Origin of the sequence: Marinobacter sp. Hex_13 (assembly GCF_001566815.1) — a bacterium.
Taxonomy (GTDB): domain Bacteria; phylum Pseudomonadota; class Gammaproteobacteria; order Pseudomonadales; family Oleiphilaceae; genus Marinobacter; species Marinobacter salarius.
The window spans coordinates 1-22,939 of sequence record NZ_LSMM01000077.1 but is presented as its reverse complement, the minus strand read 5'-3'; the positions used below and the strand labels follow the sequence as shown (position 1 = coordinate 22,939).

Sequence of the window (22,939 nt, the reverse complement as noted above, 5' to 3'; positions counted from 1 at the left end):
TTATAGCGAGACCCACGGTCTTGGGCATATCTACATTTTTGACCGAGCCGCTATTCATCATATTGTCGTCAAAGGAAAAGACGCACGCTACAAACAGGTGGCGAAAAGCATCAGGGAGAGATAAATGGATATATATGATCGAGAGCACCTGACAGAATTTCTGGTGGCCCTTTTCGGTAAACAGGCCAATAGCTGGCACCCGAATGAGGAGCTGTTCAACCTCACGTATAAGCTCGTTGCCGAATCTGGCGAGTGCAGTGAGGCGATGCGCTACGTTCCCGAGCCACTGGCACCAGGAAAAGCACCTTTCAAATGGCTGAAGAAAGAAGTGCGGTCCAAATTCCTGAAAACACTCCAGGAAAACAGAGAGCAATACGTCATATGTTTGCGTGGAGCCGCGTACAACATGGCGCTGGAGTTCAAAATGGCAGCGCAAGGCGTGTAGCGTTTTCACCGCCCCATTTTCACATCGTTCATACGGAAAGCAGCCCCATGTGGGACTGTTTTCCACCTAAAACAGCTTCCTCTGGTCAGTCTCGATGCTCGCTTTCTCGACGAAGGTAAATTCGTAGCTTTCCTCTCCAAGCTCAACAAGGTATTCGCCATCTTTTTGGCCTTGAACGATCCACCCGCTGGAGTAATAGGACTGAGAACCGGCGCTATCAACCGCAGCAAGCTCAGTCTGAACACTTTGACTCGCACAACCAGATAGAAAGGCGCCAAGAAAGAACACACCCGAGCACTTTTTCATAGCCACCCTCACAACCAACACTCTTGTCGATCAGATTAGAACATGTATTCCCGGGGTGCAGGTTTGGCAGTCAAAAATGCTACTTATCATCGCAACCGCCGTTGTAGCACACGTTTTCTTCGGCCTTGTAAAAAAACTCTTCCGGCATAGTTAACACAATCGGCCCGTCTAGAGACATAACGCCTAAAAGGTCTCCATTTTTTAGAGCAACCCGCCCCGTTACATCATCGGAACCTTCGTAGGCAGACAAATGTTCTGCGCTAAAATGAAGACATTTATTCCAATATGATGATTCTCCGCCACATAAACTCTCTTCATAATACTTCAACCGCTTCTCCGCCGAGGCTTCTCCATGATTAAAGCCAAACAGAGGGAAATACACCCATACAATAACGAACATTGGAATGAACAGAAGGAAAACCATGAAGAAGTAAGACGCAAAGAAAGCAATGAAGCTCTGCTCTTTCATCAAGAACCATCTCAACGGCACGTACAGAGTCCGATATATCCAAACACGGTCCTCTCTGACTCTATGGATCTTCTTAGCCAACTTGTAGTTAAAAGCCCTTTGACGCCGACCAGATCCACCAGGAGCCTTGGAACTGGACAGGTGCATCCACAACCTAGCAATGAAATAGAATGCTGGCAGCAAAGACAGAAATATGTACGGTGAAGTCTTACCCAATGCCACGATAGAGTCCTCACCGAGATCCCTACTTGCCGTATACGTCCATAGAAGAGCATCATTCCAAGCAATGGGGAACAGATAGTATTCAAAACCCAGGCGCTCTATAAATCCTTCGTAGTAACTGAGCCCATAGATATAAAAAGCATTACTCAAAAGGCTTGAGCCAATCACCAACAACATAAACCGTTTAAGAAGCTCGAGCAGAGCACTTTCTAACCGCGATTGCGCCATAGACATGAAACCTTGAATTAGAACGAAAATAATAAGAAGACATATACTATACCTATTCTCCTACCCATAAATTCGCCTCGGCAGAGCATATACCTACGGTTTTACAATTCTTTGCAGACCAACGCCTCCAGTGACCTGCAAAACCGTCGTAACCTGCTACGCTTTATTCGTGGAGCATAAACTAACAATAAGCATGGAGCGCCCAACAATGCCCCGTCCCGACTTCCTCATTGGCGGTGAGCCAGCACGCCTTATCCCAGTAACGCCAGACAGTGCCAAAGAACTAAAATCCGTCTCTGTTATCCTCGCTGGCCTGCGCTCCGTGCTTGAGCTGCGACAGTCCCTGCTGAAATCCCTGGGAGTGCGCGTCGGAACCAACGCCACCCTTGAGGCGTGGATAGAGCCGGTATTCCAGAACGAGGACAAGAAAGCGGTCAAAAACAAAGACCGACCAGACGGCCTCCTGATTCTTCGCACTGGCAGACGTGAATGGCGGGCATTGATAGAGGCCAAGGTCGGCAACGACACCATTGGCGAGGAACAGGTATCGCGCTACCTCCAGCAGGCAAAGAACCACAAACTGGATGCCGTGATCACCATCACCAACCAGTTTGCAGCACTGCCGACGCACCACCCGGTAAAACTCCCGAAGAACGCCACCAAGTCAGTCGCCCTATTCCACTGGTCATGGGCCTTCATCCGAACCCAGTGCCAGCTCCTGCTCAAGAACGATGGTGTTGAAGACGAGGACCAGGTATTCATCCTCAGCGAAATACTGCGCTACCTCGAAAGTGACCGCTCCGGCATCAGCCACTTCGACCAGATGAACGCCGAATGGAAAGATGTCGTCAACAAAGTGAAGAGCAATGCCCCACTCGCCAAAACCAGCGATGAGGTACAAAACACCATCGCTGCTTGGCACCAGGAGCAACGGGACCTGTGCCTGATCATGTCCCGCCTTACCGGAAGCGATGTTTCCCTGAAACTGAAAAACGACCACCGCTTGGACCCTGCCAAACGCCTGAAAGACGATGCCGATGCCTTCTGCAAAGCACCGACACTGAACTGCGCACTCCACATCATCAACGCAGCGGCGGAATTGGAAGTAACGGCCGACCTTCAGCGGCGAATGATTTACTGCTCAATGCGTCTCACGGCACCGAAAGACAAGCAAAGTACCAAAGCCAGGGTTAACTGGCTTCTGCGTCAACTGAAAAAGACCACACCAGGCGGATTCTTCATTCGCGCCACCAGACCTGGCAAGGCAGAAACGACCTACCAAGCGCTGAAAGACTTGCGGGATTCGCCGGAGTTACTGGAATCGGATACCTCCAACACCGCAGCCACGACGCTGGAAGTGGTTTACGAGGTGGACCTAGCCGGGAAGTTCAGCGGGCGGAAGGTGTTTGTTGAGGAGTTGGAAAAGGCGGTACCGCATTTTTATCAGGAGGCTGGGCAGTTGCTGAAGGCCTGGACGCCGCCGCCTCCGAAAATCTCGAAAGTCGAAAGTGAGCTGAAAGTTCGAGGTGAAGAATCGGCACCAGAGAAATAAACCTGTTCCGATCCTCGTGTCAAAAAGGCAACAGGCAAGAGCTGCCCCCGCGTTCGCTAACCCTTCGCCCACTACACCCTCGCCGGATAAATCTGGTATCTTGTTGTGGGAAAAGCGCAGGGTTAGAGCATAGAAGCGCGATGTTAGATGCCTCATTGTCCTACTCTGAAATCTTGTACATTTATAGTGCCAATAGCCTCTCGACTATGACTAAATTTCCGCCTCCGCTTACGGAGCAACGCCTGTACGGTGCTTACTACACACCGATACCTGTCACAGAAATCCTAACTAGATGGGCGGTACGGTCTTCAGAAGATAAGGTGCTAGAACCAGGCTTCGGTGGATGCGGATTCCTAGAGTCCGCCATACAGGTCCTTTCTGAGCTTGGCAGTGAAACACCCGCGAACAACATATACGGTTGTGACCGAGATCCGGTGGCCTTTAAATTCCTCCACCACAAGATAGCGACCCCCGACTGTAAAGATAAATTTATCCTTGCCGACTTTTTAGAATTGACCACCAAGGACTTCGCAACAACTGGATTCGATACGGTTATTGGAAATCCGCCATATGTTTCCCATCACAACATGGATTCTAGGCAAAAGACTTCCGCCAAATCCGCAATGGAAAAGGCTGGATTTTCACTCGATAAGCGCTCAAGCCTTTGGGCTTATTTTGTAGTTCATTCCCTTTCTTTATTAAAAAAAGGAGGGCGATGTGCTTGGGTCTTACCTGCAAGTTTCTTACATGCCCAATACTCAAACAAAGTAAAGGAATTATTACTTTTAAATTTTTCTGAAATAACTGCAATCAGTCTGAGCGAAAGGCTATTTATAGAGTCATCTGCTAAAGAAAAAACCATAGTCCTATTAGCAGAAGGTTTTGGGAAACCAAGAATTCAAAATTCAATTACCGAGCTCTACGCAAAAAATGTCGACAGCCTAGCGCTAGTTATTCAGGGATATCTTAATAAGATTCCTCCACATACTATAGAAACATGCTCTCCAATAGAGCTAGCGAAAACCGACACCGTTTTTAAGAGAATTTCAAACTTGACGCCAAAACACACTATTGGTGATGTTGCTGAAATAAAAATTGGAATCGTAACTGGCGCCAACCGCTTCTTCATAATAAATGACGTCACAAGAAAAAATAATTCTATACCACTAAAATATACCAGCCCCATACTTTCAAAGATGTCACAAGCTGAGGGCTTAGAATTCTCTAAATCAGATCATAAAAAGTCTTTAGCAGCGAATCAAAGATCTCTTCTGTTAGACTTACCGGAGGGAAATTATAGAAAGGGACCGTTAAAAATATATTTGGATAGTTTTCCTGAAACAGAAAGACTGAAAAACAAAACCTTCAAAAAACGTAAGCTATGGTATCAACCATGTGACGGACGAATTCCTGACGCATTCATATCCTACATGTGTGACCACGGACCTAGAATTGTAATTAACGAAGCTAGAATAAATAGCACTAATACGATTCACCGTTGTTATTTAAAAGATACTTATAAAATGTTATCGAAGTTAATATCAATTTCGATTTTAACTTCTTTTTCACAACTATCATCTGAAATAAATGGCAGAGTTTATGGTTCAGGGGTGTTAAAGCTCGAACCTTCCGAAGCAAAGAAAATTGAAATCCTGATTCCAAGGAAGCTAGACGAAAAATCCATAAATACAGCATACTTCGAAATCAATAGAAAAATGAGACTAAAGGATTATTCTGGCGCACGAAATATGGCTGACTCTCTTATTTATAACTCTCTTGGCATAACCAACCATGAAAAAGTATCTGAACATTTTAAGAGCCTATTAATGGGCATCCGCGTAGAGCGTAGAGTAAGGTCTAGAAACTAAATCGAAGGGGCTCATGGAAAAAGATAAAATCAAAAATAAGCTGGTCTCGCTACTTGGTGAAGCCGATACAAACTATAGCGAGGTCATAAAACTATCAAACGAACTCGTGAAATTTGACGAAAATTATGTCAGGTTTTCGATTGACGCTGCACATATAAGTAGATTAGGAAAGGAGTTAGTAAGCAGACAAGAAACTGCTGTTGCAGAACTAATTAAAAATGCCTACGACGCGGACGCGTCCTGGGTTTCAATGTTGTATGACAATACGGAGACCCCTGGTGGACGCCTTACGATAACTGACTCAGGTAACGGCATGTCCAGATCTGAACTGGTTAACGGCTTCATGAGGATTTCTACTAGCGATAAGCGTCACAATCCGGTGTCTGAGAGATACACGCGTGTCAGAGCAGGCCAGAAGGGTATCGGGAGGTTTGCTGCCCAACGACTGGGAAATAAGCTAACAATAACTACTCAAAAAGAGAGCGACGCCTACGCACTAAAAGTAGTTATTGATTGGAATGAATTCAAGTCGGATACTGACCTCTCAGAAATTGCAAGCGGCATTACATCAGCCCCAAAATCCATGCAACATGGAACTACTTTAGAAATTGACGACCTATGTGATTCATGGACAGAAGCTCAAATACGTCGAGTATACCGATATGTTATTGAACTAATCCAACCTTTTCCATTATCAGCCCAAACATCTTCCTCCAATTCGGATCCTGGATTCAAAGTTACCTGTAAAAAATCGGGCACTGGCACTGAGACGATCACATTAGCCGATGATCAATCTATGTTTTTCGATCATGCTCTTGCCCGCATTGAAGGATACGTGAACGACGATGGCACGCCGCACTGGAAAGTCGAAAGTAAACTTCTAAATTTAAATGAAACTGCAGTATTAGAGCAGAAAGGCGAGCGCGCTTTTTCAAATCTTATAGGAGTTAAGTTTAGTACGCACTATTTTATCTATACTCCTGAATATATACCTAGACAGTTAAATTCAAAACTACGAAATCTAGGCAACGAAAAAGGTGGCATAAGGGTTTATCGGAATGGATTTCGAGTACGGCCTTATGGAGAATCTTACAATGATTGGTTAAGGCTCGATTATTCATCTAGCCTAAGACAAATCCTACCACCGCACTCTAACCAAAATTTCTTTGGTTTTGTGGAGCTACATGATCCCGAAGGGGCTCGTTTTGAAGAAACCGCAAGCCGCGAAGGTTTGATCGAAAATGAGGCTTACAATGAACTCGTAAGTTTTGTCTCATCCGCGTTAAAATCTGCAGTCCTTCGTATCGCAGCCGCCCGAAAGAAAAAGCAGAAACCGAGTCAGTCTGGCTGGAGCTACAGTTCGGACCTTGATGACCAAGAAGAGAGCAGCGCACTGCAAGTAGCAAAAAACAAACTGATAGACTTGCAGTCGTCTTTTCAAGAAGAGCTCGAAGAAAAAAGTACTCAACATGACGTAGAAGGTCAGAGCGACAGTGAATCAGAAGACTCCGACAGACGTCCCCCAAGCGACTCGATTTCTGAGGTACTAGGCGTATTGCAGAAAGCAGGCGATGAAAGGGAGGCAATGCTTGAAGAGATTGGAATGCTCAGAGTCTTAGCCAGCCTGGGACTGAGCATCGGCGAGTTTACCCACGAAATTAAACATTATTTCCCTGCAATTAGACTAGACGTTTCAGCTCTTAGTGTAACCGATGAAGACGCCAAGCTGATTAGTAGAATTGATCAAAACCTTAACACAATTCAATCATATGCATCCTATTTTGACACTACAGTTTCCGCCAATGTGTCACGCGAACGAAAGCCTCTCGAGTTACGGGATGTTATAAATGACTTTTTGTCAGCAACCCATTCCATTGCTAGCAGAGACTCTATTAGCATACAAAAAGATATTGAAGGCTATGATCTTTTTACAGCACCAATGCATTATTCCGAATGGTCATCCATTCTCAACAATTTATTTACCAATGCAAAAAAATCAATTAAAAAAATGAACATCGAGGGTAAAATACTAATAAAAGCCGGCGCAGATCAAAATGGGCTTTACGTAGAATTCTCCGATAACGGATGTGGAATACCTGATAACATAAAGGACAGGGTCTTTGATGCCTTTTTTACTACCTCAGAGGCATCTAGTGGATTTTCGACAGAAAGCGAATCAGTCGGCACAGGTCTTGGTCTGAAATTAGTTACCGATATATTGTCCTCCTCTGGTGGGACTATACTCATTGCGCCGTCCGAGCCAGGATACTCAACTACGTTCCGTCTTGAAATCCCTGCCGCATCTCCGGAGGAAATACCAAGAGATGACTATTAAATATATATACATTGATGACCAGCCTTCAAGTGCAGCATCACCATACGCTAAAGGTATTGAGCAACACCACCAACAGCTTACAGTTTGTCATCAGCAACCAATTGAATTCTCTGCCCAACTGCGAAACCTTCGTCAAGAAGAATACTCAGGGTTAATCCTAGACCTAAGGCTAGATGAACTGAAAAACAGTTCAGGTAAAGTGACGGAATATCGAGCGACCGCACTGGCACAAGAGCTAAGAACAAGAGCAACTGAAAAGCGTATTACAGATGTACCGATTGCGCTCTTATCAACTAATATTAAATTTAAAGCATCATTCGAAAAGGATGATACTAGTCATGATTTATTTGATGCAGTCTATACGAAGGAATCAGTTCTTGAGGATGGCGTAAGAATTTCACAGGAACTTGTTTGTTTAGCCAAAGGTTATATATTAATAAATGAGTCTAAAGGAACAAACCGAGATTTTGTCCTAGGCCTCCTCAACTTAAAGGTTGATGATTTTGGTTTCATCGACCCGAGACTCGGCAGCGAATTCGAAGGAGAACGGAAGCGCTTTCCCGTCCATGAATATGCGAGGTTTATCTTACGTTACCTGTTGAACTCATCGGGTCCACTTATTTCTGAGAAAGTTCTGGCGGCTCGACTAGGTATTGATATTGAAAGCTCGAATGACTGGGAAAAGTTACGCGATAAGTTTTTTTGTCAGTGTCAATATGATGGCATATTTAATGAGGCCTGGCCCCGGTGGTGGATGTTTAAGGTTGAAAAAACTTGGCAAACGCTTACCGATAGCAACGCCTCACTGCGTGGTTTAGACGCTCATGAACGAGTCGAGAATCTTATTAAGGCCACGAAACTTAAGAATCTGTTTTCTCCAGCGCCAATTGAACAGGGATATAGCACCAAGTTTTGGACCCTTTGTAAAGGATTCCAAAAACCGCTTGACCCTATAGACGGTCTTTTAGTTTCAGGGCGACCACCTGAACCATGGCAGGATAAATGTTACCTTTCGATAAAAGCTGCGCTGGAACGGGTAGGAAGAAATGAGGGTTTAAAGGTTCACCCTCTCGAGCGCAGCCGACTGTCTGAACTAAAGGGAAAGTGATTATTCATGGCTAGAGTGAAGCCAAGTTCATTTCGTACTCAACGCTCCGCCGACTTGAGGCATCTAGCCTCATTATTAGAACGATACGGTGTTTGTCTCGATACTGGTCCAATTCAAAGTGCCGCAGATCAGTGCAGTAGGAACAAGCCCCACGGACACGATAGCTGGGGATACAGGATTGATCGCCTAATTTTTAGAGACTTAGAAAAGCCTAAGAGCAGTTGGCCAAAATCTATTTCTGATTTAAGTATAGAATTTAATATTGAAATATCTGGCTGGTGCCTTCCCACGGATCATTGCGAGGATCCATTTGAAACTCTAGCCATGGATATTATAATAAGAGGCCGAACGCTTGGTGGTGCGCTTGTTATGTGTGCCTGGCATTTAGACCGCCACATTGGGAAACATGTGAGCAAGGATGCTAGCCCCGCCCATCCTCATTACCATTTTCAGCATGGAGGCAACCGTTTAAATAATGAAATTAAAGAATCTGGACAAGCATTAATTATCGAGGCGCCTAGAATAGCACATCCGCCACTCGAGGCTACTTTAGGCGTCGACTTCATACTTTCTAATTTTAAGAGTAAAGACTGGGCACGCATTAGCGAAGACCATCAATATAGAAATATTGTGCGGCAGACACAAAACCACTGTTGGAGCTCATACGTTCACGCCATTTCAACAGCGCTTCCTATACAAGGCAATGTCCAACAAAGTACAAATAAATTAATTTCAAGAGAACTTTGGCCTCAATTATTATAGCGCTTATTTATATATTATCGAAACAGTTACATTAATTATATCTTAACCTGCTTCCCAATCAACTCATCAGACAGCGCAGCAATCTCGTCCTTAGCAACCCTCCTCCCCCGATCCAAAATCGCAAACCGATCCGCATACTTCCGAGCAAACGGCAACTTCTGCTCAACCAGCAGAACCGTCAGCTCGTCTTCCTCAATCAACCTACGAATAACCTCTCCCCAATCTGCGTCACAATATTCGGCTGAATCCCCTCCCCCGGTTCATCCAGAATCAGCAGCCAGGGCTCAATCACCAGCGCACGGCCAGTCCGGTGCGCAGCTTTTCTTCCACTGTCAGCAACGGGAATATCTGCCGACCTAGGAACATTGGACCAATGTCAATACGAAAATGGAAAAATTATGCAGCAGCGAGAAACGCCCCAGTTGCCGCTACCAAACCACCCAGCGTCCGACCGATTCGACCGTCGACTTTCGTCATAAGAGCCCCTAGGCCACGGCCTGTAAATGTCAGCACCAGTGTGGCGATGGAGAAGCCAGCAAGGTAAGCAACCAGCGTTGCACCAGCCGGCATTTCAGCTCCATGCGCAAATCCATGAAATACCATGAACGCTGCAACCAACGAACCGCCTACTGCGGTTGGCAGTTTCACCATGGCGGCAATCAGGATTCCCGCCAGTATCACAGATAGCGAAATCCCGGTTTCCACGCTCGGCAGGCTCATTCCACCCCACGCAAGGCCAGCGCCCAGTATCATTCCGCCAATAACAAACAACGGCGTAATCTGTTTCATGGTGTTGCCCTGGCGCACACTCCAAAACCCGATAGCTGCCATGGCCAGCAGGTGATCCAAGCCCAGCATAGGGTGCAGCAGGCCACTGGTGAAGCCGGTGCCGGCGTCGTGGCCGGCGTGGGCGGAGGTGGCTGTGGCGGTAACCATCAGGCCTGTGGCCATCAGTAGTCGTGTGAATGTGTTCATGGTGTTTTCTCCTTTGGCTTAAGCGATTTCGGCGGCTTTGTTCGGGCGTCTTTCCGGCAACATCCCACGCTCCAGAATGAAGCTGATGATCGTCTCCAGCCCTACCCCGTCGTACAGGTTGGTGAACACAAAGGGCCGCTCACCACGCATCTTCTTTGAGTCCCGTTCCATTACATCCAGGGAGGCATGCACCTGTTCGGCGATGTCGATTTTGTTGATGATCAGCAGGTCGGATTTGGTGATGCCGGGGCCGCCTTTTCTTGGGATTTTGTCACCGGCGGAGACGTCGATGACGTAGAGGGTCAGGTCGCTCAGCTCCGGGCTGAAGGTGGCGGAGAGGTTGTCGCCGCCGGATTCCACCAGCACCAGTTCCAGGTTGGGGTGTCGGTTTTGCAGGTCGTCGATGGCCGCGAGGTTCATGCTGGCATCTTCGCGGATGGCGGTGTGGGGGCAGCCGCCGGTTTCCACGCCGAGGATGCGGTCGGCTGGGAGGGCATCGTGTTTCAGGAGGAAGTCCGCATCTTCTCTGGTGTAGATGTCGTTGGTGACTACAGCAATGTCGTAGTGGTCTTTCAGGGCTTTGCACAGTTGGCGCAGCAAGGCGGTTTTACCTGAGCCGACCGGGCCGCCGACTCCTACTCTCAGACAATGTTTCATGGCGTGTTCTCCGTTTCTCTAATCAAGATCGTTTTTGTTCAGCTTCTGAAAAGCCGTGAATACTGGGTTTCATGGTGTGCGCTCGCGAGCGCAAGGCCTGGCAGTACCGGGCCGAGTTCGTTGTCTTCCCGCGTCAGAGCCTGGTCGACGGCGTGTACCAGTTTTGGGCGCAGCCGTTCGGTCAGCCGTTGGGCGGCGGTGTGGCCCAGGGGCATGGCTTTGCAGGCGACGGCGAGTTGGTTTTCCAGCCAGGCCCAGGCGAAGCCGAGCAGGGTTTGGCGTACGGGTACGTGGCGCATGTGTGCCGCCCAGGCGAAGACGGTGACGTAGCCGGGGTCTTCCGGCATTCGGCCTTCCGTTGGCATCAGTTCCAGGCTGTCCAGCAGGCGAATGAGCGCAGAGCCCAGGCGGGTGTCTTCGTCGCTCAGTTCGGCGGTTTCGCGGGTGGCGTGCAGCCATTGGTTCCAGTGGGCCAGCCCAGCGTTGTCATTGGTTGCCCAGGCGGTTTGCAGGCGTACTAGCAAAGGCAGTTCGCAGCGGGTGAGACCGTCTTCTAACACGCCTTCCAGCCAGTCGCCCAGTTGGTCTTCGTTGGTCACCCAGCCCAGTTCGAAGGCGCTTTCCAGGCCCTGGGACCAGGCGAAGGCGCCGATGGGAAGTGCGGGGCTGACCAGTTGCATCAGGCCCAGCAGGGACAGGTCGCCGACGGCGGTCTGGCTGCTGTCAGTGAGCATGAGTGTGGTCATGGTCATGCCCGTGGCTGTGATCGTGTGAATGACCATGGCCGTGAGCATGCCCTGCTTGGGCGTATGCGCCGGGCTCCGGGTCGAAGGGGGCCTGGTGGTGTACCAGGGTGGCGCCCAGGCGTTCGGCCAGTTCTTCCAATACGTGGTCCGGTGGGAAGCGCACCCATCCGGTCTTTCCATCTGTTGCTGTGTCTTCGCTGCCGATGGACAGCGACACATGACGGTTGCCGAGGTGGTAGCACAACCGTGCCAACGGCAGGCCGGGTTCGATACGGGCGGTGACCACGGGTTCGTCGGCGGCGCGGATGCGGATGATTTCGCCGCTTTGGGCCTGCAGGAATTCGCCTTCTCGCAGCACGGGGCCACGGTCGAGGAACAGGCCAACGTCGTATCCGGTGTCAGTTTTGGCGCGCAGGCGGCCGCGCATGCGCAGTTCGAAGGGCAGCGTGAGGTGGTCGTGGATTTCGCTGGTTTCCACTGGGCCGATTCTCTGTGTCAGCTCAAGCATGTCGGGCTCCTTAAAAAAGATGATATAGCTGCGCCAGTGGCAGTTCGGTGGCGGGCTCGCAGGTGAGCAGTTCGCCATCGGCGTGCACTTCGTAGGTTTGTGGGTCCACGGTCAGATGCGGGCAGGCGTCGTTGAGCTTGAGGTCGCCCTTGCGAACGCTGCGCACGTTTTTACAGGCCGCGAGGGTGCTGTTAAGCCCCAGTTCCTTGCCAATGCCCGCATCCAGCGCGGCCTGGCTGACAAAGCTCAGGCGGGTGGCACTGGCGGCCCGGCCCAGCGCTCCGAACATCATGCGGTAGTGCACGGGCTGGGGCGTGGGAATGGAGGCGTTGGGGTCGCCCATGGGGGCCGCTGCAATCATGCCGCCTTTCACAATGAGCGCGGGCTTTACGCCAAAGAAGGCCGGGTCCCACAGCACCAGGTCCGCCAGCTTGCCCACTTCCACGGAACCCACTTCGTGCGCAATCCCGTGGGTGATGGCGGGGTTGATGGTGTACTTGGCGATGTAGCGTTTGGCGCGCAGGTTATCGGCACCCAGTTGTTCGTCATCGGGCAACAGGCCGCGCTGCACTTTCATCTTGTGGGCGGTCTGCCAGGTGCGGCACACCACTTCCCCCACCCGGCCCATGGCCTGGGAGTCGGAGGCGATCATGGAGATCACGCCCATGTCCTGAAGGATGTCTTCCGCGGCGATGGTCTCGCGGCGGATGCGGGAATCGGCGAAGGCCACGTCTTCCGGGATGTTGGGGTCCAGGTGGTGGCAAACCATCAGCATGTCGAGGTGTTCGTCGATGGTGTTGACGGTGTACGGCCGTGTGGGGTTGGTGGAGGACGGCAGTACGTAATCCTTGGAGCAGGCGGTGATGATGTCGGGGGCATGGCCGCCGCCGGCGCCTTCGGTGTGGTAGGTGTGGATGCACCGGCCTTTGAACGCGGCGAGGGTGTCTTCCACAAACCCGGATTCGTTCAGGGTGTCGGTGTGGATGGCGATCTGTACGTCGAACTTGTCCGCTACGGTGAGGCAGTTGTCGATGGAAGCCGGTGTGGTGCCCCAGTCTTCATGGAGCTTGAGGCCCATGGCGCCGGCTTTGATTTGCAGCTCCAGGGATTCCGGCAGGCTGGCGTTGCCTTTGCCGAGGAAGCCGATGTTCATGGGCATGTCGTCGACGGCCTGGAGCATTTTGCCGATGTGCCAGGGGCCGGGGGTGCAGGTGGTGGCATTGCTGCCAGTCGCTGGGCCGGTACCGCCGCCGAGCATGGTGGTGATGCCGCTCATGAGGGCTTCTTCGATCTGCTGCGGGCAGATGAAGTGGATGTGGGCGTCAATGCCGCCAGCCGTGAGGATTTTGCCTTCACCGGCGATGATTTCGGTGCCGGGGCCGATGACGATGGTGACGTCTGGCTGGGTGTCTGGGTTGCCGGCTTTGCCGATGGCGGCGATTCTGCCGTTTTGCAGGCCGACGTCGGCTTTGACGATGCCCCACCAATCGAGAATTAAGGCGTTGGTGATGACGGTGTCCATGACGGTGTCATCAGCCCGTTGGCTCTGGCCCATGCCATCGCGGATGACTTTGCCGCCGCCGAATTTTACTTCGTCGCCGTAGTGGGTGGCGTCGCTTTCAACCTGGATCCACAGTTCGGTGTTGCCCAGGCGGACTCGGTCACCCACTGTGGGGCCGTACATGTCGGCGTAGGCTTGTCTTGTTATCTTCATGCTGTCCCTCGTTTTTACTTGGGTGCCTGGGTTACTGAGGCCTAATACTTCGGTGCCTGGGCTGGTCGGATAGGGCTTTCCAGGAAACGCTACAAGCACATCCATGTGCGCTTGGGCTCCCCCATCCATGGCTCCGCACATTCCTGGAAAGCCCTATCCGCCCGACCCTCAGAGTTCATTCGGGCCTTCTTTAACCCCTTGCTCCTGTTGTCCTCAGTTCTTGTCGAGTCTTCCCATGACTTCTTGGCGGAAACCGTAGATTTCTCGGTTGCCGGCGAACGGGATGAGAGTCACTTCTCTGGTTTGACCGGGTTCGAAACGGATGGCGGTGCCGGCGGCGACGTCTAGGCGGTAGCCCTTGGCTTTGGCTCGGTCGAAGTCCAACGCGGGGTTGGCTTCGGCGAAGTGGTAGTGGGAGCCAATCTGGATGGGGCGGTCGCCGGTGTTGCCGACTTCGATGGTGATGCGTTGGCGGCCTTCGCAGAGTTCGATGTCGCCGTCTTTAAGCTGGTATTCGCCGGGGATCATGACAGCCTCCTCAAACTATGGGGTTGTGGACGGTGACGAGTTTGGTGCCGTCGGGGAAGGTGGCTTCTACCTGGACTTCGTCGACCATGTCGGCCACACCTTCCATGACGTCGTCGCGGGTGAGGATTTCGGTGCCGGCGGTCATCATTTCAGCCACGGTGCGGCCTTCGCGGGCGCCTTCCATGATTTCGGCGCTGATGAGGGCGACGGCTTCTGGGTAATTCAGCTTCAGGCCTTTGGCCTTGCGGCGCTCTGCTAACAGTGCTGCTGTGAAGAGGAGCAGTTTGTCTTTGTCTCTTGGGGTTAATTCCATTTTTGTTCTCCTCGGGTTCTGGAGTTTGTCGGCAGGAGGGAAGGGGTGCACGGGATACGCGGTGAATACGTCCCTGTACGCTCGGAAAAAACATCCATGTTTTTTACGATCCCGTGCACCCCTTCCCTCCTGCCTTGTCTGAATTCTGAGTTGCCTGTTGGATTAACTTCCGTTGTTCCAAATAGTTGTTTCTGACCCTATCGAGCTAGTGCGCTAACTCATTTTTCCGCTTAACAGGGCGGGGCGAACCGTCCGGGGATGTCGAAAACATGGATGTTTTCGTCAAGCGTACAGGGACGTATTCACAGCGTGCCCCGGACGGTTCGCCCCGCCCTGTTCCCGCACCAATCATCAGGTCAACCATATTCTCGGGATAACAGCAGCTCGGCCGGCCAACATAGGCCGAAGAACCTCCCAAGCCCGCTGACAAACATCCCATGCTTCGTTTCGTTCATTACCCAGGTACCGCAACAACACCACACCACGCCGCCGAGTAATGGCCCAGTGGGCGGCAGCCGGCAGTTGTTCGCGGATGGCTTCTATCGCGCCGGCTTCGTCTTCCAGGCCGACGGCCCACAACGTGGCCTGAACGGTGGCGCCGCCCTGCCCCCATTTGCCTTGGAAACGGGCGTGAGTGGGGTCCAACAGTTGGCGCTCCAGCCACAGAGGTTTGCCGTTCATAGTCAGGCTGAAGCGTTGTTCCATATGGCCAGTAACGAACGGCAGGTTACTCGCCGGGCGGCCCAAGGCGAGGATCTCCCAGCCCAGGCATTTGGCGCCGGTTTCCAGTTCGATGGTGGTGGTCTGCTCGCCCCGGGAGCCGTTGAAGCCGAGGGTCTCCTGGGGCAGATATTCAAGAACGCCGCCGTTGGCGACGTTCAGGTGTGTGTGCTGCGCCCAGGCCACGCCGTTGCGGTCGGCTTTGTAGAGTTTCGCCGCTGCCGGGGTGGTCACCAAGGTGTGGGCGCCGCTTCCAACCGTTACGTTGATAGTCAGGGCATCGCCGCTAACCAGGCCGCCGGGCGGGTGTAGCAGGTACACGTGGCAGCAGCCGGTTTTGCCTTCCGGGTAAAACGGCCGCTGTACCCGCAACGGCCCTTTGAACCGGGTGCGGGTCATGCGGGTAACCTGTGCGCCCTGCTCCTGCCTGGCGTCGAAGGCCAGGTCCAGGGTGGCGGCCCAGCGCCGGGCCGCGTCGAAGCGGTGGCCGGAGTCGTGGGCCTCATTCGTAGTGATGGCTTCGTAGGCGGTCATACCGTCAGGTGCTTCTTGATGAGTTCATCAGACAGCTCAGCAATCTCGCCCTCGGCGACGCGGCGGCCGCGGTCCATGATGGCGAAGCGGTCGGCGTATTTGCGGGCGAAGGGCAGCTTCTGCTCCACCAGCAACACCGTCAGGCCGTCTTCCTTGATCAACCGGCGGATGACTTCGCCGATCTGGGCGACGATGTTGGGCTGGATGCCTTCGCCGGGTTCGTCGAGGATCAGTAGCTGAGGCTCGATCACCAGGGCGCGGCCGATGGCGAGCTGTTGCTGCTGGCCGCCAGAGAGGTCGCCGCCACGGCGGTTTTTCATTTCCTTGAGCACGGGGAACAGCTCGTAAATGCGCTCGGGGATTTTCTTGCTGCCGTCCTTGCGCACGGCCAGGCCGGTGCGCAGGTTTTCTTCCACGGTCAGCAGCGGGAATATCTGCCGGCCCTGGGGCACGTAGCCGATGCCCAGGCGGGAGCGCTCTTCCAGTTTTTGTTTGGTCAGTTCGGTGCCGCCATCAAACTGGATGCTGCCACTGCTGGTGGTTTCCTCCCCCATCACGCATTTCATCAGGGTGGTTTTGCCCACGCCGTTGCGGCCCATCACGCAGGTGCACTGGCCTTTGGGCACGTCCAGTTCCAGCTCCCACAGGGTGTGGCTTTCGCCGTAGAACTGGTTCAGTTTTTCGATCTTGAGCATTACGCCTCCTCCTCCCCGAGATACACCTTGATCACTTCCGGGTCGTTGGAGACCTGGTCCATGCTGCCTTCCGCCAGCACGCTGCCCTGGTGCAACACGGTGACCTTGCGGGCGATGGAGCGCACGAAGCCCATGTCGTGCTCCACCACCACAACCGACTGCTTGCCGGCGAGGCTGGTGAGCAGTTCGGCGGTGCGTTCCATTTCCTGTTCGGTCATGCCGGCGACGGGTTCGTCCACCAGCAGCAGGCGCGGCTTCTGCATCAGCAACATGCCGATTTCCAGCCACTGCTTCTGGCCGTGGGAGAGGATGCCCGCCAGCTGGTTTCGCAGTTCCTGCAAACCGATGGTTTCCAGCACTTCGCCGATGCGTTCGCGAAACTCCGCTTTCATGGCGGCCCGCAAAGTGGGGATCACCCGCTTGTCGGTGGCCATGGCCAGTTCGAGGTTTTCGAACACCGTTAAGGCTTCGAACACGGTGGGCTTCTGGAACTTGCGGCCGATGCCGAGGGTGGCGATCTCCGGCTCGTTCATGGTTAGCAGGTTGTGACGGCTGCCGAACCAGACCGACCCGGTGTCCGGGGCGGTTTTACCGGTGATGATGTCCATCATGGTGGTTTTGCCCGCGCCGTTCGGCCCGATGATGCAGCGCAATTCGCCGTCGTCGATGGTCATGTTGAGGTTGTTGATGGCCCGGAAGCCATCGAAGCTCACATTGACGTCTTCCATGTAGAGGATGGGCCCGTGGCGGGTGTCCACGGGGGAAACCGCCGGGGTCAGGAATTCGAACACCCGGTCGCGGTTGGAAAGCTCCTCGAGAATGCTCATGCGGTCGCCTCCGTGGTGGTTGGAGCGGCTGGGGTGCCTGGTTCATCCTGTTTGCCCTTGCGGCGGCTGGCCAGCAGGCCGGCGATGCCCTTGGGCAGGAACACGGTGACCAGCACGAACAGGCCACCCAGGGCGAACAGCCAGGCATCCGGCATCACGCCGGTGAACACGGTTTTGGCGTAATTCACCAGTACCGCGCCGATCACCGCGCCATAGAGGGTTGCCCGGCCGCCAAGGGCGACCCAGACCACCACTTCAATGGAAAACAGGGGTGAGAATTCGCTGGGGTTGATGATGCCCACTTGAGGCACGTACAAGGCGCCCGCCACACCCGCCAGCATGGCGGAGACCACGAACACGAACAGCTGCACCCGGTCCACCCGGTAGCCCAGGAAGCGGGCGCGGGCTTCGGCGTCGCGGCAGGCGATGCTGACCCGGCCCAGTTTGCTGGTAACGATGCCGCGGCAGATCACGTAGCCAATGGCCAGGGCGATACCGGTGGCGATGAACAGCCCCAAACGGGTGGCGTCGGTACGCAGGTTGAAGCCGAGGATGTCGCGGAAGTCCGTCAGGCCATTGTTGCCGCCAAAGCCCATCTCGTTGCGGAAGAACGCCAGCATCAGCGCGAAGGTCAGCGCCTGGGTGATGATGGACAGGTACACGCCGGTGACCCGCGAACGGAAGGCGAGGAAGCCGAACACCAGCGCCAGCAGGCCCGGGGCCAGCAGCACCATGATGAAGGCAAACCAGGCCATGTCGAACCCGAGCCAGTACCAGGGCAGTTCCTGCCAGTTCAGGAACACCATGAAGTCCGGCAGGATGGGGTCGCCGTAGGTGCCTCGGTCGCCGATCTGGCGCATCAGGTACATACCCATGGCGTAGCCGCCGATGGCAAAGAAGGCGCCATGGCCCAGGCTGAGGATACCGAGGTACCCCCACACCAGATCCACAGCCACCGCGAGCAAGGCGTAGCACAGGTATTTGCCCAGCAGCGTCACGGTGTAGGCGCTGACATACAGGGCGCTGTCTTCCGGCATGGCCACGTGAAGGAAAGTCACGATGGCCAGGGCTGCAAACAGAACGCCCAGGAAAATCTGCGTGGATCGTTCACGCAAGGGTTGAGTCAACCACATACCTTAACCCTCCGCAGCCCGGCCTTTCTGGGGGAAGAGCCCCTTCGGCCGTTTTTGAATGAACAGGATGATGAAGACCAGCACAATGATCTTCGCGAGTACGGCACCGGCCCAGGGTTCCAGCAGCTGGTTGATGGTGCCCAGCGACAACCCGGCGATGAGCGTGCCCCACAGGTTGCCCACGCCACCGAACACCACCACCATGAACGAGTCGATGATGTAGTTCTGGCCCAGGTTGGGGCCCACGTTGGTGAGCTGGGACAGCGCCACACCGGCCAGGCCGGCGACGCCGGAGCCCAGGGCAAAGGTCATAATGTCGACCCGTGTCGCGCGAATGCCCATGGAGCGTGCCATGGCGCGGTTCTGGGTGACGGCCCGCACTTCCAGGCCGAGGCGGGTTTTGCGCATGATCATCATCAGCGCGGCAAAGACGATCAGCGCGAACGCCAGTACGTACAGTCGATTAAGAGTGAGGGAGAGCGCGTCGTTGATCACCAGCGAGCCGCTCATCCACTCCGGTGTCACCACGGTGCGGTTCTGGGGCGAGATCACGGTACGCACCAGTTGCTGCAGGATGAGGCTGATACCAAAGGTGGCCAGCAGCGTTTCCAGCGGGCGACCCTTGAGGAACTGGATCACGCTGCGCTCGATGATGATGCCGGCGGTGGCCGCCACCAGGAAGCCGGCGGGAATCGAGAGAATCAGTGCCAGGCCAGGCTGGCCCGGCAACAGTTGCTGCATGCCCCAGGTGGTGTAGGCACCCAGCATGATCAGTTCGCCGTGGGCCATATTGATGACGCCCATCACGCCGAAGGTGATGGCCAGGCCGATCGCGGCCAGTACCAGCACGGAACCCAGGCTGAGGCCGAAATAGAGGGTTTCGGCGGCGCGGTTGAGTTTCAGTTTCTGTTCGATGGAAGCCAGGGCCTGTTCGGCCTTGTCGGCCAGGGCCGGATTGTCGCTGCGCACGGCTTCGTTCAGGGCGGCCCGTGCACGGGGATGAAGGCTGCCGGCCAGTACGTCCACGGCCTCAAGATTACCCTCACCCACTCTGTAAATGGCCAATGCCTCTTCGATGCGGTTGCGCACCGAGGCGTTCTCTTCCCGTTCCAGCTGCGCTTCCAGCGGCTCGACCAGGGAAGCATCCACTTTGCCCATCATGTCCTGTGCGGAGGCTTCACGCACGTCAGGGTCTGCGGCGTTCAGGTCCAGCATGGCAAGAATGCCCTCAAGCTGGCCCCGTATCCGGTTATTGATGGCGATCCGGTCCAGCTCGCGGCGGGACATTTCGCCCATGTTCTCTCCGGTCAGCGGGTTGGCGATTTCCCAGTCCCGGCCCCGGTTGTTCAGTACGATCACGACCTGGCCGGTGTCGTCTATCCGGCTCAGTCGGTTGTTGCCATAAGCTTCGAGCCAGCCCCTGGCTCTTTCATCACCGCTGCTGACGATGGCATTGATGGCCTCTTCAACGCGGCTGGCGGGCGCTTCTGCAAGGTTATTCAGCAAGGCCTTTCCGAGGTCGTCTTCCTGGGCGGAGGCCGGAAACGAGAGCACGGAAACCAGGGCGATAAGCAGCAATGTGAGCGATCGAAGGATGCTCATGATGGTGTCCTGTCGGTTGAAAGCGAGTTGCGGGGGCGACAACCGGGGCAGCATCGCCGCTCCCGGTTGTCTGTATTGCGCTGTTGGCTGCTATGCCTTATTCGGCTTCTTCAGCCGCCATTTCTCCAGCGGAGGCGCCGCACTTGCCGGTTGCAGTGTTGAAACTTCCGCAGAACATCGGCTTGCGCCAGTCGGCGATCAGGTCACGCGAACCTGGCAGGAAGTCAGACCAGGCATCGCCAGCTACGGTAGACGGGGTTTCCCAGACCACGGAGAACTGGCCGTTGTCCTGGATTTCACCGATCAGCACCGGCTTGGTGATGTGGTGGTTGGGCATCATGGTGGCGTAGCCACCGGTGAGGTTCGGTACGCTCACGCCGATGATGGCGTCTTTAACCGCGTCCACGTCGGTGGTGCCTGCTTTCTTCACCGCTTCGATGTACATGTTGAAGCCGATATAGTGGGCTTCCATCGGGTCGTTGGTGACGGCTTCTTCGTTGCCGGTGTGCTCGATCCACTGGTCGATGAAGTCGTAGTTGGCATCGCTGTCCACACTCATGAAGTAATTCCAGGCAGCCAGGTGTCCAACCAGCGGGCCGGTGTCGATACCGGAAAGCTCCTGCTCACCCACGGAAAACGCCACCACCGGAATGTCGGAAGCGGAGATGCCCTGGTTACCCAGTTCACGGTAGAACGGCACATTGGCGTCGCCGTTGATGGTGGAGACCACGGCGGTCTTCTTACCCGCAGAGCCGAAACGCTTGATGTCAGACACGATGTTCTGCCAGTCGGAGTGACCGAAAGGCGTGTAGTTGATCATGATGTCTTCCTTGGCAACGCCCTGATCCATCAGGTAAGTCTCAAGGATTTTGTTGGTGGTGCGCGGGTACACGTAGTCGGTACCGGCCAGCACCCAGCGTTCAACGCCGATGTTGTTCATCAGGTAGTCCACCGCAGGAATGGCCTGCTGGTTGGGAGCGGCACCGGTATAGAAAACGTTCTCGGAAGATTCTTCACCTTCGTACTGAACCGGGTAGAACAGCAGGCCGTTGAGTTCTTCAACCACCGGCAGGACGGATTTACGGGAAACCGAGGTCCAGTTGCCGAAAATGACATCCACTTTTTCCTGAGCCAGAAGCTCACGGGCCTTTTCGGCGAACAGCGGCCAGTTGGACGCGGGGTCAACCACAACCGCTTCCAGTTCACGGCCCAGAACACCACCTTCGGCATTCTGCTTGGCGATGAGCATTTCGACGGTGTCTTTCAGCACGGTTTCACTGATGGCCATGGTGCCGGAGAGGGAGTGGAGAATGCCGACCTTAATGGGATCTTCGGCGGCCGCTGCGTTAAGAGACATTGAGAGAGCCAGCGCTGACAGGCCCAGTTTCACGTGTTTTCTAATCGTCATGTTGTGCATCCTTTTCGGATTGATTGGTGTTATTGCCCCAAAATGCACCAACCCCTCTGCATCAGCTGTTCCAGAATGCAAATCACGCCTTATTTTTCAGTCACTTAAACTCCATTTATCGATCATTGATCGGGTGCCGGGACCACCGTTGACGCACCACGATGAATCGCAACCCGGCTAAGCGCACTATTACGATGCGCCAGATTCGCCGCAATACAATTCAATGGACTCATCAAATATCCCTTTGTTTTTATGACGATTTTTATTACCTTGCCGCCTATCGTCCTGTCGCTGTCAAAAAACGGGGCAACCGCATGTTCAACTCTGGTGCCAAGGACCTTTAATCGTGCACCCACGCCATGAACGGAAAACCTCATAAAATGTATGAGCATACGTTCAACTTTCACCTGCCACTTTGATTACAAAACTGTAAGAGATATCGCACAGATGAGGGAGCGAATGTCCGATTTCTTGAGAATAGCTCCCATGTAGAATGGTCAACGTCAAGGATGAAAAGCTGGCAGGGAAAGCTGGCTCAGGGAAGATAACTCCAGGGATCAGGAGTTGCCCAGGGAATCAGGGCTGCAGGGACGAACAACAGGGAAGACGCGCACAGGATGTTGCGCAGCCTGAAGGATCAGGCATGGGGTCAGCCACGGGCTCAGGAGCATAGGGAATGTGTTCCTGTCCGTGCACTTCCCCATCCCACCGGTTACCGTCTTTTCTATTCAACCAGCTCCGCCGCTTTTACGTCCTGACGAATAATCAGACACGTAAAATCACTCTCAGGAGCAACGCAAGCATGAAACGCACCCCCTTTATCGCCATGATGGTCCTTCTGTTCAGCCTGTTCACCGGTTTCGCCCACGCTGAACCCGCCACCATCAACATTAATACCGCCAACGTTGAAACCCTGGCTGCCCTCAACGGCATCGGGCAGAGCAAGGCCGAAGCCATCGTGGCCTATCGTGACGCCAATGGTCCTTTCCAGTCCAGCAGCGACCTGACCAACGTCAAGGGCATTGGCGAGCGCACGGTTGAAAAGAACGCCGAGCGCCTGACGGTCGAATAACGCTATCCGGGCAGTGGCCGGCTGCCGCTGCCCTCTCCCAAGCCACGCGCTATCATCCCACCCGTTTTCAGAGCACGCAGACTCCCCATAAAGTCGCCTGGCAACCGCCAGGGCATCGCCCTATTATTGTGGTTCAGAGAGACAATAATAATCGCGAGCGACGGCACTATGGTTGATCCCATCAAGGTTTACCCGGCCAAACCTTCCAAAGT

General features: G+C 53.9%; 22 protein-coding genes. 7 read left to right on the top strand and 15 right to left on the bottom strand.

All coding sequences use genetic code 11. From position 1 onward, the window contains the following. The first annotated feature begins 124 nt into the window (after positions 1–124). Positions 125–445, top strand: a complete 321-nt coding sequence (locus tag AXW11_RS18305) for a hypothetical protein (protein WP_091643023.1) — start codon at positions 125–127, stop codon at positions 443–445. A 66-nt stretch (positions 446–511) separates the two neighbouring features. Here the strand turns inward: AXW11_RS18305 and AXW11_RS18300 are convergent, their stop codons facing one another. Beyond that, positions 512–751: a hypothetical protein gene (locus AXW11_RS18300; protein ID WP_143071152.1), complete on the bottom strand. Its 240-nt coding sequence runs from the start codon at positions 749–751 to the stop codon at positions 512–514. Positions 752–830: 79 nt separating this feature from the next. After that, positions 831–1,670 carry a hypothetical protein gene (locus tag AXW11_RS18295; protein WP_091643018.1) on the bottom strand — a complete coding sequence of 280 codons (840 nt, stop codon included), beginning with the start codon at positions 1,668–1,670 and terminating at the stop codon, positions 831–833. Positions 1,671–1,878: 208 nt separating this feature from the next. Between AXW11_RS18295 and AXW11_RS18290 the strand changes: the two genes are divergently transcribed. The 5 genes from AXW11_RS18290 to AXW11_RS18270 all read left to right on the top strand — a co-directional run bounded on the left by AXW11_RS18290 (position 1,879) and on the right by AXW11_RS18270 (position 9,295). After that, the gene (locus AXW11_RS18290) at positions 1,879–3,222 is read left to right on the top strand and encodes a hypothetical protein (RefSeq protein ID WP_258955207.1); all 1,344 of its coding nucleotides are present in this window, start codon (positions 1,879–1,881) and stop codon (positions 3,220–3,222) included. A gap of 140 nt (positions 3,223–3,362) precedes the next feature. Continuing rightward, a complete protein-coding gene (locus tag AXW11_RS18285) occupies positions 3,363–5,090 on the top strand; it encodes an N-6 DNA methylase (RefSeq protein ID WP_091643015.1) in 1,728 nt (575 codons plus the stop codon). 13 nt (positions 5,091–5,103) lie between these two features. Continuing rightward, positions 5,104–7,425, top strand: coding sequence for a sensor histidine kinase (locus AXW11_RS18280; RefSeq protein ID WP_091643012.1), 2,322 nt, complete (start codon positions 5,104–5,106; stop codon positions 7,423–7,425). Further along, positions 7,415–8,533: a hypothetical protein gene (locus tag AXW11_RS18275; RefSeq protein WP_091643010.1), complete on the top strand. Its 1,119-nt coding sequence runs from the start codon at positions 7,415–7,417 to the stop codon at positions 8,531–8,533. The genes AXW11_RS18280 and AXW11_RS18275 overlap by 11 nt, the downstream gene beginning before the upstream one ends. Before the next feature lie 6 nt (positions 8,534–8,539). Next, on the top strand, positions 8,540–9,295 hold the full coding sequence (locus AXW11_RS18270) for a hypothetical protein (RefSeq protein WP_143071151.1): 756 nt from the start codon (positions 8,540–8,542) through the stop codon (positions 9,293–9,295). Between the two features lie 396 nt (positions 9,296–9,691). On the opposite strand, the gene AXW11_RS18265 is transcribed toward AXW11_RS18270, so the two are convergent. The 13 genes from AXW11_RS18265 to urtA form a co-directional block, all read right to left on the bottom strand. Further along, a complete protein-coding gene (locus AXW11_RS18265; RefSeq protein WP_091643007.1) occupies positions 9,692–10,270 on the bottom strand; it encodes a HupE/UreJ family protein in 579 nt (192 codons plus the stop codon). Positions 10,271–10,288: 18 nt separating this feature from the next. Continuing rightward, entirely contained in the window at positions 10,289–10,927 is a 639-nt protein-coding gene (gene ureG / locus AXW11_RS18260; RefSeq protein WP_091643004.1) for an urease accessory protein UreG, read from the bottom strand. Between the two features lie 38 nt (positions 10,928–10,965). Further along, positions 10,966–11,661, bottom strand: a complete 696-nt coding sequence (locus AXW11_RS18255) for an urease accessory protein UreF (RefSeq protein WP_220387381.1) — start codon at positions 11,659–11,661, stop codon at positions 10,966–10,968. Further along, a complete protein-coding gene (gene ureE, locus AXW11_RS18250; protein ID WP_091643000.1) occupies positions 11,651–12,181 on the bottom strand; it encodes an urease accessory protein UreE in 531 nt (176 codons plus the stop codon). Before ureE ends, AXW11_RS18255 begins: the two co-directional genes overlap by 11 nt. Before the next feature lie 10 nt (positions 12,182–12,191). Next, a complete protein-coding gene (ureC, locus tag AXW11_RS18245) occupies positions 12,192–13,895 on the bottom strand; it encodes an urease subunit alpha (RefSeq protein WP_075194499.1) in 1,704 nt (567 codons plus the stop codon). 213 nt (positions 13,896–14,108) lie between these two features. After that, a complete protein-coding gene (locus AXW11_RS18240; RefSeq protein ID WP_091642999.1) occupies positions 14,109–14,423 on the bottom strand; it encodes an urease subunit beta in 315 nt (104 codons plus the stop codon). 10 nt (positions 14,424–14,433) lie between these two features. After that, positions 14,434–14,736 carry an urease subunit gamma gene (gene ureA, locus AXW11_RS18235; RefSeq protein ID WP_007152777.1) on the bottom strand — a complete coding sequence of 101 codons (303 nt, stop codon included), beginning with the start codon at positions 14,734–14,736 and terminating at the stop codon, positions 14,434–14,436. Positions 14,737–15,087: 351 nt separating this feature from the next. Further along, positions 15,088–15,990, bottom strand: coding sequence for an urease accessory protein UreD (locus tag AXW11_RS18230; RefSeq protein WP_091642996.1), 903 nt, complete (start codon positions 15,988–15,990; stop codon positions 15,088–15,090). Next, entirely contained in the window at positions 15,987–16,685 is a 699-nt protein-coding gene (urtE, locus tag AXW11_RS18225) for an urea ABC transporter ATP-binding subunit UrtE (RefSeq protein WP_091642994.1), read from the bottom strand. The genes AXW11_RS18230 and urtE overlap by 4 nt, the downstream gene beginning before the upstream one ends. After that, positions 16,685–17,512, bottom strand: coding sequence for an urea ABC transporter ATP-binding protein UrtD (urtD, locus tag AXW11_RS18220; protein WP_091642991.1), 828 nt, complete (start codon positions 17,510–17,512; stop codon positions 16,685–16,687). The genes urtE and urtD overlap by 1 nt, the downstream gene beginning before the upstream one ends. After that, entirely contained in the window at positions 17,509–18,645 is a 1,137-nt protein-coding gene (gene urtC / locus AXW11_RS18215; protein WP_091642988.1) for an urea ABC transporter permease subunit UrtC, read from the bottom strand. The genes urtD and urtC overlap by 4 nt, the downstream gene beginning before the upstream one ends. Before the next feature lie 3 nt (positions 18,646–18,648). Then, on the bottom strand, positions 18,649–20,247 hold the full coding sequence (gene urtB, locus AXW11_RS18210; RefSeq protein WP_091643053.1) for an urea ABC transporter permease subunit UrtB: 1,599 nt from the start codon (positions 20,245–20,247) through the stop codon (positions 18,649–18,651). A 97-nt stretch (positions 20,248–20,344) separates the two neighbouring features. Beyond that, positions 20,345–21,655, bottom strand: coding sequence for an urea ABC transporter substrate-binding protein (gene urtA, locus AXW11_RS18205; RefSeq protein WP_007155577.1), 1,311 nt, complete (start codon positions 21,653–21,655; stop codon positions 20,345–20,347). A gap of 802 nt (positions 21,656–22,457) precedes the next feature. Between urtA and AXW11_RS18200 the strand changes: the two genes are divergently transcribed. Continuing rightward, positions 22,458–22,727: a ComEA family DNA-binding protein gene (locus tag AXW11_RS18200; protein ID WP_091642985.1), complete on the top strand. Its 270-nt coding sequence runs from the start codon at positions 22,458–22,460 to the stop codon at positions 22,725–22,727. Positions 22,728–22,939 lie beyond the last annotated feature (212 nt).